Here is a 12,605-nt window from a genome sequence, read left to right on the forward strand (position 1 = left end):
GCGATCAAGGTGGGAGCTGGCTTGCTGTGGCGAGGGAGCTTGCTCCCGTACGACAGCGCAGCTGGAGCCCGCTCTTGGGGGCGCTTCGCACCCCAGCGCAAGCAAGCTTGCTCGCCACAGCAAGCCAGCTCCCACAGTTGATCCCTGACAGTTAATCCCTGTCAGGCTCAGGAGACGGTGATACGCCAGATACCGAAAGGCATCTGCGGCTCGATGCGCATCCACTGGTTCTTGCCATACCAGGTCCAGCGATGGCCATTCATCAGGTCTTCGCCTTGTGTCTGGGCGTCGTCCGGCAGGCCCAGCTCCCACAGTGGCAATTCGAAATGGGCCTCTTGGGCATTGAACGGGTCAAGATTGACCGCCACCAGGATAAAGTTGCTGCCATCGTCACTGCGTTTGCCGAAGTACAGGATGTTGTCGTTCCAGGCGTTGTAGAGCTTCAAGCCCAGATGCGTTTGCAACGCCGGGTTCTGTCGACGAATGCGGTTGAGCTGGGCGATCTCGGCAATGATGTTGCCGGGCGCCGTGAAGTCCCGAGGGCGGATCTCGTATTTCTCCGAATCCAGGTATTCCTCTTTACCCGGCACCGGCGCCGCTTCGCACAGTTCAAACCCCGAATACATGCCCCACAGGCCCGAGCCCATGGTGGCCAGCGCGGCACGGATCAGAAAGCCCGGGCGCCCGGACTCGTGCAGAAAACCTGGGTTGATGTCCGGGGTATTCACGAAGAAATTCGGCCGGAAGCACTCGCGCCATGGCGATTGGTTCAGCTGCGTGAAGTACTCGCTCAACTCGGCCTTGGTGTTACGCCAGGTGAAGTAGGTGTAGCTCTGGGAATAACCGACCTTGCCCAGGCGCGCCATCATCGCCGGCGTGGTGAAGGCTTCGGCCAGGAAGATCACCTCCGGGTGCCTGGAGCGCACGTCACTGATCAGCCATTGCCAAAACGGCAGCGGCTTGGTGTGCGGGTTATCCACACGAAAGGTTTTCACGCCCTCTTCGACCCAACCCACGACAATGTCGCGCAACTCGGTCCACAGGCTCGGGATCGAGTCGGCGGCGTAGAAATCGACGTTAACGATGTCCTGGTATTTCTTCGGCGGGTTTTCAGCGTATTTGATCGTGCCGTCCGGGCGCCAGTTGAACCAGCCTGGGTGCTGCTTGAGCCACGGGTGGTCCTGGGAGCACTGGATGGCAAAGTCGAGGGCGATTTCCAGGCCATGTTCGGCGGCAGCCTTGACCAGCCGGCGAAAGTCGTCGCGGCTGCCCAACTGCGGGTGGATGGCTTCATGGCCGCCCTCCTCGCTGCCAATCGCATAAGGGCTGCCGGGGTCATCGGCGCCTGCGGTCAGCGAGTTATTCTTGCCCTTGCGATGGCTGCGGCCGATCGGGTGGATCGGCGGAAAGTACAGCACGTCAAAGCCCATGTCATGAATCATCGACAGCCGCGCATGCACGTCGTTGAAGGTGCCATGCCGGGCCGGATCGTCGGTGATCGAGCGCGGGAACAGCTCGTACCAACTGGCAAATTGCGCGGCCTCGCGCTCCACGTCGAGCGGGTACACCGTGCTGACGCTCAAGTAGGCACGGTGGTCGGCCTGGGTCATCAAATGTGCACTGTCTTCGTGCAGGAACTGCGCGACCTGCTCGGTTTCCAGCAGGCCCGACAGTTCGTGGTGCAGCAGCATCAGGCGGTCGCGCAACTCATTGTCGCTGCGCTCGGCGGCCTGCAGCACCAGGCTGCGGCCTTCCTGCAGTTCGAGGCTGACTGGCACCCCGGCCTCATGTTTTTTGCGCAGCTCGTAGCAGAAACTTGCGAAGGTATCGATCCAGGCTTCGATGCAGTATTCGTGCGGCCCCTGCTGGGCCACGGTGAACGCGCCTTCCCAGCCATTATTGCCCACATCGGTCATCACCACGCTGTGCCAGCTTTCGTCTTGCAGCGGGCGCCAGCGGATCAGCACAGCCAGCTTGTCATGCCCATCGGCAAATACCTTGCTGGTGACGTTGACGCGCTGGCCCACCACGGCCTTCACGGCAAATTCACCGCCGTCAATGACGGGTGTGGTGCTTTCAATCGCGATCCTGGGCAACAGCAACGCCTGGGACAGCGGCAATATGGAGTCTTGTTGAGTCAGTGTTTCAGCAGTCATCGAGCATCTTCCCCTTACGCCCTGTGGACGCTCTTTGCTTGATCCGAATTCTGAGACGGCGACGCTCTCCCTGAGCAGGGCCGTAATAGGTCCGAGCCTGGGCTGCGATGAAAAGTTCAGGTGGATGTGCCGCCATTGGGCGGGAATCAAACCTGCCCGGCGGTTGTCCACCGATAGAGCAAAGCACAAAGGAGGCCACACCGATGACTATCCCGATCCCGGCTGAAACCCCGGACCCGAATATCGACAACCCCACCCTGCCGCCGAGTGAACCGCAACCGATCCCGGAGAAGGAACCGCCGGAAAACGAGCCACCACCGGTGGAGGAACCGCCCACGACCATGCCGCCGGTGATTGTGCAATCCTGTTGATCAACGGCCTCACTCACACGCGTACTCGGCATCAAGTACCTGCTTAATACGCATTCCCCTGCGCGTACAGGTGAAATAGCCTACATCTCGCCTGTACGCCTATTGCTACAGTCCTACTCGCGATTACTCGAGCAACGTTCATTTTTCCTTTCTTAAACGCGCGAGCAGGTTAATACCATGTCGGACATTAATGTGAAGCAGGGCCACCACCATCACGTGGATTCAGAAGTTTCCGTCAGCCGAGGTTATCTCAAGGACTTTAAAGCCAGCCTCACAGAGGACGATATCGCCCAGGTTCTGCGCGCGCCCAACTCCCTGAAGTCGCGTAAAATCCTTAATGAAATGCGCGTGCTTTTCAGCAAGGAAGGTATCGACGCCATGTTGAAAGAGCCAGATGCCAAGGAAGTTTCTGAGATCCTGATCGAAATCGGCAAATTTCTGGAAAAAAACTGCGACGAGGCCTGCGTAAAAGCCTCCACCCAACTTTTTTTCAGCGACTATCAGGCCGCGTATAACGAGCGAAAAATCGCCTTACTGTTAAAGTTGATATCGGGTAAGGACGATTATGGTTTCCGCCATGTTTTTGAGTTTTTCAGGGACACGGGCGGAGCGTTCGAACAACTGAATGTGAGCGTGAAGGACACCGCCAAAACGGTAACGGACATGAACACCATCACCGCAACACTCAACCCAGAACATATTCAAACAAGAATGAAGGCGCTCTGAGCGCGCAATCAACGTTCTTTCTCGAGGAGCTTGACGATTTTGGGCATGACGCCAAGTACGACGAGCGCCAGCAGCGTGCTCAAGACCGCCGTTGATTCACGCCCAACGCCTGCCGCCACGCCGATCGCGGCGGTCATCCACAACCCGGCCGCAGTGGTAAGCCCTTTGACGTGCTGGCCCTCTTCATCTTCCTTGCCCTTGAGGATGGTGCCGGCACCCAGGAAGCCGATCCCGGCGATAACCCCCTGCAACACCCTGCTCAGGGCGTCCGACTGACTGCCTGACATCTGTGGCACCAGCACAAACAGTGCCGCGCCCAAGGCCACGAGCATGTGGGTACGCACCCCCGCCGCCTTGCCCTTGTGCTCACGCTCAAACCCCAGGATACCGCCCAGGATCGCGGCAATAAGCAGGCGAACGGTTATCTGCGTGAGCTGCTTTGCATCGGCGATGTCAGCGAATTCAGCGTGCAGGGTTTGAAGCACTTCTTGCCACCAGGCGTCCATGGTCGTCATCCGTTTTATTGTCATTACCCGATAGACAGCAGCGACCGCCAGTCAGTTGCCTGGAACACTTGGCATTGCGCGAAACCCTAACGCAAAACTGCCCATGAAAAGGAGAGCACCATGCCTGTACGTATCGACAACCAGACGTGCTTTTTCAAAGTCACTGGCGACGGCCGTGAATACCAACTGCCTGCCGCTGAGGTGACGGTGAGTACCGACAGCGCCAAATCCATGTCTTTTGTAGAGCTCAAAGACGATCGGGTCTACATCACCGAAGCCGAAGCGGATGCCCTGACCGTCGCCGGCGCCAATGACGGTCGCAAGCACTTGAAGGCGACAGACAGTGATTCGGTGATTTGATTGATCTGTATCAAACCGCGCACAAGCCAGCTGCGCCCCAGGCGCTACGGGGTGCAGCACATTGTCACAGTGACGTATAAAAAGCCCATCTGATCCGCTTTTTATCGACCTACCTGAGTCTGTTATGAAAACAGCTTGACGCTCATAGTCCATTGGCCTGATGGAGGCTGATGAGCGAATGACCATGAGCGAAAGAATCCCAACCGTGGACACCTTTGAGCCCATACACCCAAAGAAGGTGAAGGCCAAATCCAGTGACAACCTGATCCATACCCGCAGTTTTACCGGCCTGTTCCGCTCCTTGCGGGTGAGCGGCGCCGCGGTGCTGTTCCTGGCGTTTTTTGGCACCGTGTGGCTGAACTGGTCCGGGCGCCAAGCCGTGCTGTGGGACTTGGCCGAAAGCAAATTCCACATCTTCGGCGCCACGTTCTGGCCCCAGGATTTCATCCTGCTGTCGGCGCTGCTGATCATCTGCGCGTTCGGCCTGTTTGCCATTACCGTATTTGCCGGCCGCGTATGGTGCGGCTACACCTGCCCGCAAAGCTCGTTCACCTGGCTGTTCATGTGGTGTGAAAAGGTCACCGAAGGCGAACGCAACCAACGCATCAAACTGCAAGCGGCGCCGTGGAGCCTGAACAAACTGGCGCGGCGTTCGGCCAAACACACGCTGTGGCTGGGTATCAGCGTGCTGACCGGGCTGACCTTTGTCGGCTACTTCACGCCCATCCGGCCGCTGGCCACTGAGTTGCTGACCTGGCAAATGGGCGGCGTGAGTCTGTTCTGGGTGCTGTTTTTTACCGCCGCCACCTATATCAACGCTGGCTGGCTGCGTGAAGCAGTGTGCATGCACATGTGCCCGTATGCGCGCTTTCAGAGCGTGATGTTCGACAAAGACACTCTGACCATTTCCTACGACGCGGCGCGTGGTGAAAGCCGTGGCCCGCGCAAACGCGAAGTGAAACCGGCGCAGGTTGGCCTGGGGGATTGCATCGACTGCCAACTGTGCGTGCAGGTGTGCCCCACCGGCATCGACATTCGTGACGGCCTGCAAATGGAATGCATCGGCTGTGCGGCGTGCATCGATGCCTGCGATTCGATCATGGATAAGATGGGCTACCCCCGCGGGTTGGTCAGCTATACCAGCGAACATCAACTGCAAGGTGGCAAAACCCGCCTGCTCAGGCCACGCCTGATCGGCTACAGTGCCGTGCTGCTGGTGATGATCGCGGCCCTGGTGGTGGCCTTGATTGAACGGCCAATGGTCTCGTTGGACGTGACCAAGGACCGTGGCATGTTCCGTGAAAACAGCCAGGGTCTGATCGAAAACATCTACAGCTTGAAGGTCATCAACAAGACCCAGCAGCGCCAGGATTACCGCCTGGAACTGGTGGACGCCGAGGGCTTCCAGTTGCAAGGCAAGACCCAGCTCAGCCTGGCGCCGGGGGAAATCAGCGATGTGCCGGTGTCGGTGGCGTTGTTGGCCGATAAACCGGCGAGCAGCTCGCAGACCTTGCGCTTCAAGGTTGTGGATGTGGATGAGCCGTGGATTTACAGCGCAGCAGACAGCCGCTTTGTGGCGCCGTTGAATCGTTGATATCCAACACACACAGAAGATCAAATGTGGGAGCTGGCTTGCCTGCGATAGCGCCCGGCCTGGCACGGATGATGTTGAATGTGCCACCGTCATCGCAGGCAAGCCAGCTCCCACATTTTGCCCTGCGAACACTATTGGAAAGCTAATCAGGCCCTCATGAAACGCTACGAAAAATTCGCCGATGACATCGCAGAACTGATCCGCTCCGGCGTGCTCGGCCCTGGCCAACGGGTACCGTCGGTGCGCTATGCCAGCCAAACCTACGGCGTCAGCCCGTCCACGGTGTTCCAGGCTTACTACCTGCTGGAACGCCGTGGCCTGATTCGTGCGCGGCCGCGCTCCGGCTACTTCGTCAACACGCACGCGCCCAGCCCGTTTTCCGAGCCGGTGGTGAGTGAACAGGTGCACGAATCCACCGAAGTCGATGTGAGTGAGCTGGTGTTCTCAGTACTCGATTCCATCAAGGACCCCAACACCGTGCCGTTCGGCTCGGCGTTCCCCAGCCCCATGCTGTTCCCGTTGCCACGCCTGGCGCGTTCGCTGGCCAGTGCCAGCCGTGAGATGGACCCGCGCCTTGTGGTCACCGACATGTCGCCGGGCAACCCGCAACTGCGCCGCCAGATTGCCCTGCGCTATATGGTGGGCGGCCTGATGCTGCCGATGGAAGAGCTGCTGATCACCAACGGCGCCCTCGAAGCGCTGAACCTGTGCCTGCAAGCGGTCACCGAGCCGGGCGACCTGGTCGCTATCGAAGCCCCGGCGTTCTATGCCTGCCTGCAAGTGCTCGAACGCCTGAAGCTCAAGGCGGTGGAGATTCCCGTGCACCCGCGCGACGGCATCGACCTTAATGCCCTGGCGCAAAGCCTGGAGCGCTACCCGATCAAGGCCTGCTGGACCATGACCAGCTTCCAGAACCCCATGGGCGCCACCCTGCCGGAAGCGAAGAAACAGGCGCTGGTGGAACTGCTGCGCAGCCATCAAGTGCCACTGATCGAGGATGATGTGTACGCCGAGCTGTATTACGGGCAGCACGCGCCGAAACCGGCCAAGGCCTTCGACACCGAAGGGCTGGTGATGCACTGCGGCTCCTTCGCCAAGAGCCTGGCGCCCGGCTATCGCGTCGGCTGGGTCGCGGCCGGGCGCTATGCGCAGAAGGTTGAACGCCTGAAGCTGATGACTTCGCTGTGCCCCTCGATGCCGGCCCAAGCGGCGATTGCCGACTACCTGCAACACGGCGGCTATGACCGGCACCTGCGTAAATTGCGCTACGCCCTGGAAGAACAACAGAGCGCCATGCTGGCCGCGATCGCGCGGTATTTCCCGGCACAGACACGGGTCAGCCAGCCGGCCGGCGGTTATTTCCTGTGGCTGGAACTGCCGGAGCAAACCGATTCATTGAAGCTGTTCCAGATGGCCCTGGCCCAGGGCATCAGCATTGCGCCAGGGCCGATTTTCTCGGCGACCCAACGCTTCAGAAACTGCATTCGCTTGAACTATGGCAGCCCGTGGACCGAGGCATCGGAGAAGGCCATGGAAACATTGGGACGCATTGTGCGGTCATTTTGAGCCGGAACCCAGTTGCAGAGCGCGCCACACAATCGGACGCTCTGTCCCTTCTTGGCAAAGCTGCATTTCCCTTGGTTCAATTCGCAGGTTTTTCATCATGTGCAACTCCGTTACGTCCAGCTTCCTCAGGCTACCGACCCCGCCACATTACATGCGCGCAGCCGAACAGCGGCAAGTGCGGGACATGACTGGCCCTACTGGCCGCCTGAAAATTGATCATCGCTCGGCAAACAGCATCATCAAACAGAGCGTTATCGTCGGCCGCTTTCTTGAAGGCCGTGATCACTACCAAATTGGCGATGACCTCAAACTGCAAGTCGGTGACTGGACTGACGTCAACACCGACCCGACGTCCAGAGCGGATGCAGCCTACCATCTGGACAAGGTGCTGCGGTTTCTCGACAACGTCGATGACCGAACGCTCAACGCCAGCCATAGCCGCAACGGTTATATCGACGGTTTTTACAGCAGCGGTTATGGCGCTGCCGCAGGCTCTGAAGCCAGCCTGCTTACGGCATTTTCCCGTAATGGCTACGAAGTGTTGCGCGACCTGCCAACCTGAACGCCCGACGTGCTAACGGCCGCCGCCCAAATCGAGAAAGGTGCCGGTGGTGTACGAGGCCTTGTCCGACAGCAACCAGATAATCGCTTCCGCCACTTCATCCGGGCGCCCGCCTCGGGCCATGGGGATGCCGGATTCCAGCTTGCTGACGCGGTCCGGGTCACCGCTCAGGGCATGGAAGTCGGTAAAGATGTAGCCAGGGCGCACCGCGTTGACACGGATCCCTTCACCCGCCACCTCTTTGGACAGGCCGATGGTGAAGGTATCCAGCGCGCCCTTGGACGCGGCATAGTCGACATATTCGCCCGGCGAACCCAGGCGCGCGGCGACCGACGACACGTTGACAATGCTGCCGCCCTGCCCGCCATGCTTGGGCGACATGCGCAGCACCGCCTGCTTGGCGCACAGGATTGGCCCCAATACATTGGTCTTCATGATTTTAAGGATGCGGAACTCGGACATTTCATCGACCCGCGACTTGTGCCCCACGGTGCCGGCGTTGTTGACCAGTGCCGTCACGCGCCCCAGCTCGGCGTCAACACGATTGAACAATGCGATCACCTCATCTTCGATGCTGACATCGGCCCGCACCGCAATCGCTTGTGCACCCAAGGCGCGCACCTGGTCCAGCACCCGCTGGGCCGCCGCTTCATCGGACTGGTAGTTGATGCAAATGCGATAGCCCTGGCGTGCTGCCAGCAAGGCCGTCTCGGCGCCTATACCACGGCTGCCTCCGGTGATGATGACGACTTTGTCCATGGGTGCGGTCTCCTGAATAAACCAACGGTTTAAGGTTGGATCCAAGAATACCCGTCATCCACGGCTTTTGTCAGGCATCAAGGCGTCTTCGACGTGCTGGATGTCGGCCATGAAACCCTCGGCCGGCAATGGGTGACCCAGCAAGTAGCCTTGCAAGGCGTTGCACCCCAAGCGGGTAAGAAAACTCTGCTGCACTTCGGTCTCCACCCCTTCGGCGACAATGCGCAGCCCAAGTGCCTGGCCAAGGGCAACGATGGCCGAAACAATGGCGGCGTCGTCGCTGTCGTGTTCCAGGTCGCGCACAAACCCGCGGTCAATCTTCAGCTCGTTGGCGGGCAGGCGTTTGAGGTACATCAGGCTCGAATAACCGGTGCCGAAGTCGTCGATGGACAGGTCCACGCCCATGTCCGAGAGTTGTTGCAACACCGTCATGCTCGCATCGGCATCGCTCATGGCGGTGGTTTCGGTGATTTCCAGGGTCAGGCTGTTGGCCGGCAAGCGGTGACGCTCCAACGCCGCCGCGACACTCCTGACCAGCCCGGCATGGCAAAACTGCAGCGCCGAGAGGTTGACCGCAATGCGCCAGTCTTCATAACCCTGCGCGTACCAGACAGCCATCTGGCGGCAAGCCTCGTTGAGCACCCATTCGCCGATGGGAATAATCAACCCGGTTTTTTCCGCCAGCTCGATAAACATCGCCGGCAACAACAGCCCCTGTTGCGGGTGCTCCCAGCGCAACAACGCTTCGGCGCCGACCGCAATACCGCTGAGCGCGTCGAACTTGGGCTGGTAGTACAGGCGGAACTGCTCGTGCTCAACGGCGTTGCGCAGGTCCTGCAAACAACTGCAGCTGTTTGCGTGCATTGGTGTTCATCGACACATCAAAGAAGCTGTAGCCGTTCTTGCCCATGCCTTTGGCATGGTACATCGCGGCGTCAGCGTTCATCAGCAGTTCCTGCGGGTTCACGCCGTTACCGGGGAACATGGCAATACCGATGCTCGCGGAAATCTTCAGTTCATGTTCGGCTACCTTGAACGTACGATTGATCAAGCCGACCTGGCGTTCGGCCAGGCCCATGGCGTCGTCCGGCTGGGTCAACTGCACCAGCAGCACAAACTCATCGCCACCGATGCGCGCCAGGGTGTCCTGGCTGCGCAGGTCCTCGCGCAGGCGCAAACCTACTTCACGCAGCAATTGGTCACCCATATGGTGGCCGAATGCATCATTGACCGGTTTGAAACCGTCCAGGTCGATAAACATCAACGCAAAACACCCCCCCTGCTCCATGACGGCCTGTATGGCTTGTTGAATGCGGTCGGCGAGCAAGGTGCGATTGGGCAGGCCGGTGAGCATGTCATGCAGGGCCAGGTGGGTGAGCTCCTGGTTGGCCAGGGTCAAGGAGTCAGCGAGCACCGCGGTGCGGGCTTCAAGCCGGGCGTCGAGCAATGAGGTCAATAGCGCGATGATCAACACCGCCAGCGAGGTGACCAGCACCAGGTTATCCAGGCCCTTGCCGCTTAGGCCCGTCAGCGCGGCGCCGCAGAAACTGTTGTCATCAAAACGCGCGGCAGCCATGCCGGTGTAGTGCATACCCACGATCGCAATGCCCATCACCACCGCAGCGCCACCCCGCGCCAGGCGTACGTAAGGCGTATTGCGCCGCAGGTTGAACGCGATCCACAAGGCCGCGCCGGACGCCACCACGGCGATCAACAACGAGGCGCCAAACAGCGCGGGGTCGTAATCGATGCCCGGGGTCATGCGCATCGCGGCCATGCCGGTGTAGTGCATGCAAGCAATCCCTGCGCCCATCACCAGCGCGCCAAACGCCAACTGCCAGGCCGGCAGGCGTGGCTGGCTGACCAGCCACAGTGCAAAGCCACTGGATAACACCGCGGTCAATAACGACAGAGCGGTGATGCCCAGGTCAAACCCGAGGGCAAAAGGCAGGCGCAACGCCAACATGCCGATAAAGTGCATGGACCAGATGCCCACGCCCATGGCCAATGCCCCGCCGGTCATCCACATGTACGCCGCGCGCCCCCTGGCGGTCGCAATACGGCCGGCCAGATCCAGCGCGGTGTAGGACGCCAGGATCGCGACGCACAGGGAGATCACGACCAGAGAGGGGGAATAGCTACCGATCAGCATGGAATTTCTCAAGACTGACGGGCCTGAAACGCCCGTGCCAAGTGACAAAGCGGGCGATTGTAACGAGAATAATTATTGCCGGTTTGATTAATTATCAAGGGGCCATTAGTGGCATTTTGACGCCAATCTACTGACCTTAAAATGCCACCTGCTTCAACCCGCTGAGCCGGATCATTTGTTTGAAAATCAGGCCGTGGGCGATTGAACAGGCGCGGGCGGATTTAGATCAGCGATGTGCCGAGGAGTAACAAGTGCGGGCTGTTGTGGCGAGGGCGCTTGCTCCCGCTGGGCTGCGCAGCGGCCCCATAAACCTTGCGGGCGCTGCGCACCCGAGCGGGAGCAAGCGCCCTCGCCACAGTGACAGTGCCCAACCTTGATTGGGGCGGTGTTTGAGTTGTTTTAAAAAGCTACTCAGTCATTGTTTCTCAACCAATGACGTCTGCCCATCCCAGCCGCCACCCAGCGCCGCAATCAACTGCACACTCGCAACCAGGCGCGTCTGTAACAAGGTCAAGACCGTGCGTTCATTACTCAACGCCGTGGCCTGCACCGTCACCACATCCAGGTAGGCGATCAGCCCGGCCTTGTACTGATTCTGCGTCAAGCGCAGGGACTCGCGCGCGGCCTCCAGGGCTTCATTGCTGACCACCGCCTCATCTTCCAGCACCTTCAACTGGACCATATAGTTTTCCACTTCGCGGAAACCATCCAGCACTGTCTGGCGGTACTTGGCCACTGTCTCGTCATAGGACGCCACGCTACGATCGACCTCAGCCGAACGCTGCCCACCGTCAAACAAGGTCATCGCAAGCTTGGGCCCCACCGACCAGAACCGGTTGGGCAAACTGATCCAATCCGCATAGGTGCTGCTGGAGTACCCACCCGCCAGGCTCAAAGTCAGGTCCGGGTAATACGCCGCCTTGGCCACGCCGATATTCGCGTTGGCCGCAATCACCGACCGCTCCGCCGACGCAATATCCGGGCGCCGCTCAAGCAATTGCGACGGCACGCTCACCGGAATCTGCGGCAAGGCTGGAATGTCCTTGCTCACTGCCAGATTGAAATTGGCCGGCGCTTCGCCGATCAACACCGCAATCGCGTTTTCCAACTGCGCACGCTGCCAGATCAAGTCGATCAAGCTGGCCTGGGTCGTCTTCAGTTGGGTCTGCGCCTGCGCAATCGCAGCCTTGTCGGAAACGCCCGCCCGGTACTGGTTTTCAGTCATCTTCAGGGAGCGCTGATAAGTCTCCAGCGTGGCCTGCAGCAAACGCGTCTGTTCGTCCATCACGCGCAGCTGCAGATAGTCCTGCACCAACTCCGATTGCTGGCTCAAACGCATCGCCGCCAGATCCGCCGAGCTGGCTTCAGCCGTGGCTTCATTCGCTTCAAGACCACGGCGCAATTTACCCCACACATCCGCCTCCCAACTCACGCCCAACTGCGTATTGAGCGTGTCGCGGATACCACTGCTGGAACTGCTGAGGCTGGCGTTACTGCTGCCGGTGCCCTGACTGGCACGGGTTTTACCGGCACTGAAGTCCACCGTGGGGAAAAACGCCCCGCGTGCACTGCGTACCTGGGCCTGGGCCTGGCGGAAGCGCGCTTCAGCCTGAGCCACGGTTTGGTTGGCGTTATTCAGGCGCGTGACCAACTCGTTAAGTTGACGGTCACCGTACAACTCCCACCAGGCACCACGGGCCAGGGAATCGCTTGGGTTGGCCTGGCGCCAGCCCTGGGCTTGCTTGAACTGCGCGGGCTCGACCACCTCCGGGCGTTTGTAATCCGGGCCGATGGCGCAGGCGCTGAGCAATGCGCCGCACAACAGCATCGTCAGCCCCTTCACACCCTTGCCG

The 12,605-nt window shown here is 59.8% G+C and carries 10 protein-coding genes and 1 pseudogene; 6 read left to right on the forward strand and 5 right to left on the reverse strand.

What is annotated here, in order from left to right:
- Positions 1–167: 167 nt before the first annotated feature.
- Positions 168–2,156 (reverse strand): alpha-1,4-glucan--maltose-1-phosphate maltosyltransferase, encoded by a 1,989-nt coding sequence (locus QF043_RS15160; protein ID WP_307419164.1) that lies wholly within the window; start codon positions 2,154–2,156, stop codon positions 168–170.
- Positions 2,157–2,359: 203 nt separating this feature from the next.
- On the opposite strand from QF043_RS15160, the gene QF043_RS15165 reads away from it, so the two are divergent.
- Positions 2,360–2,527: a hypothetical protein gene (locus QF043_RS15165; RefSeq protein ID WP_307419165.1), complete on the forward strand. Its 168-nt coding sequence runs from the start codon at positions 2,360–2,362 to the stop codon at positions 2,525–2,527.
- Positions 2,528–2,704: 177 nt separating this feature from the next.
- Complete coding sequence (locus QF043_RS15170) at positions 2,705–3,253, forward strand: hypothetical protein (protein WP_307419166.1); 549 nt, start codon at positions 2,705–2,707, stop codon at positions 3,251–3,253.
- Between the two features lie 8 nt (positions 3,254–3,261).
- Here QF043_RS15170 and QF043_RS15175 read toward each other — a convergent pair whose 3' ends face one another.
- Positions 3,262–3,759, reverse strand: a complete 498-nt coding sequence (locus QF043_RS15175; protein WP_307419167.1) for an MgtC/SapB family protein — start codon at positions 3,757–3,759, stop codon at positions 3,262–3,264.
- 120 nt (positions 3,760–3,879) lie between these two features.
- On the opposite strand from QF043_RS15175, the gene QF043_RS15180 reads away from it, so the two are divergent.
- From QF043_RS15180 to QF043_RS15195, 4 genes are all read left to right on the forward strand, one after another.
- Positions 3,880–4,119: a DUF3203 family protein gene (locus QF043_RS15180; protein WP_307419168.1), complete on the forward strand. Its 240-nt coding sequence runs from the start codon at positions 3,880–3,882 to the stop codon at positions 4,117–4,119.
- A 184-nt stretch (positions 4,120–4,303) separates the two neighbouring features.
- Positions 4,304–5,713 carry a cytochrome c oxidase accessory protein CcoG gene (ccoG, locus tag QF043_RS15185; protein WP_307419169.1) on the forward strand — a complete coding sequence of 470 codons (1,410 nt, stop codon included), beginning with the start codon at positions 4,304–4,306 and terminating at the stop codon, positions 5,711–5,713.
- Between the two features lie 156 nt (positions 5,714–5,869).
- On the forward strand, positions 5,870–7,279 hold the full coding sequence (gene mapR / locus QF043_RS15190) for a GntR family transcriptional regulator MpaR (protein ID WP_305459646.1): 1,410 nt from the start codon (positions 5,870–5,872) through the stop codon (positions 7,277–7,279).
- Positions 7,280–7,463: 184 nt separating this feature from the next.
- Positions 7,464–7,841, forward strand: a complete 378-nt coding sequence (locus QF043_RS15195) for a hypothetical protein (protein ID WP_307419170.1) — start codon at positions 7,464–7,466, stop codon at positions 7,839–7,841.
- A gap of 12 nt (positions 7,842–7,853) precedes the next feature.
- On the opposite strand, the gene QF043_RS15200 is transcribed toward QF043_RS15195, so the two are convergent.
- The 3 genes and pseudogenes from QF043_RS15200 to QF043_RS15210 form a co-directional block, all read right to left on the reverse strand.
- Positions 7,854–8,600, reverse strand: coding sequence for an SDR family oxidoreductase (locus tag QF043_RS15200; protein ID WP_305459645.1), 747 nt, complete (start codon positions 8,598–8,600; stop codon positions 7,854–7,856).
- A 54-nt stretch (positions 8,601–8,654) separates the two neighbouring features.
- Positions 8,655–10,752 (reverse strand): annotated as a pseudogene (locus QF043_RS15205) (putative bifunctional diguanylate cyclase/phosphodiesterase).
- Positions 10,753–11,167: 415 nt separating this feature from the next.
- Positions 11,168–12,580 (reverse strand): efflux transporter outer membrane subunit, encoded by a 1,413-nt coding sequence (locus tag QF043_RS15210; protein WP_307421404.1) that lies wholly within the window; start codon positions 12,578–12,580, stop codon positions 11,168–11,170.
- Positions 12,581–12,605: the final 25 nt, after the last annotated feature.

The organism is Pseudomonas sp. W3I7, assembly GCF_030816095.1.
Lineage (GTDB): Bacteria > Pseudomonadota > Gammaproteobacteria > Pseudomonadales > Pseudomonadaceae > Aquipseudomonas > Aquipseudomonas salomonii.

Excerpts from the sequence above, each read along its gene's own strand:
- QF043_RS15165 (WP_307419165.1), top strand. The coding sequence starts at position 2,360 with ATGACTATCCCGATCCCGGCTGAAACCCCGGACCCGAATATCGACAAC.
- QF043_RS15160 (WP_307419164.1), bottom strand. The coding sequence starts at position 2,156 with ATGACTGCTGAAACACTGACTCAACAAGACTCCATATTGCCGCTGTCC.
- QF043_RS15195 (WP_307419170.1), top strand. The coding sequence starts at position 7,464 with ATGACTGGCCCTACTGGCCGCCTGAAAATTGATCATCGCTCGGCAAAC.
- QF043_RS15170 (WP_307419166.1), top strand. The coding sequence starts at position 2,705 with ATGTCGGACATTAATGTGAAGCAGGGCCACCACCATCACGTGGATTCA.
- mapR (WP_305459646.1), top strand. The coding sequence starts at position 5,870 with ATGAAACGCTACGAAAAATTCGCCGATGACATCGCAGAACTGATCCGC.
- QF043_RS15200 (WP_305459645.1), bottom strand. The coding sequence starts at position 8,600 with ATGGACAAAGTCGTCATCATCACCGGAGGCAGCCGTGGTATAGGCGCC.
- QF043_RS15210 (WP_307421404.1), bottom strand. The coding sequence starts at position 12,580 with ATGCTGTTGTGCGGCGCATTGCTCAGCGCCTGCGCCATCGGCCCGGAT.
- ccoG (WP_307419169.1), top strand. The coding sequence starts at position 4,304 with ATGAGCGAAAGAATCCCAACCGTGGACACCTTTGAGCCCATACACCCA.
- QF043_RS15175 (WP_307419167.1), bottom strand. The coding sequence starts at position 3,759 with ATGGACGCCTGGTGGCAAGAAGTGCTTCAAACCCTGCACGCTGAATTC.
- QF043_RS15180 (WP_307419168.1), top strand. The coding sequence starts at position 3,880 with ATGCCTGTACGTATCGACAACCAGACGTGCTTTTTCAAAGTCACTGGC.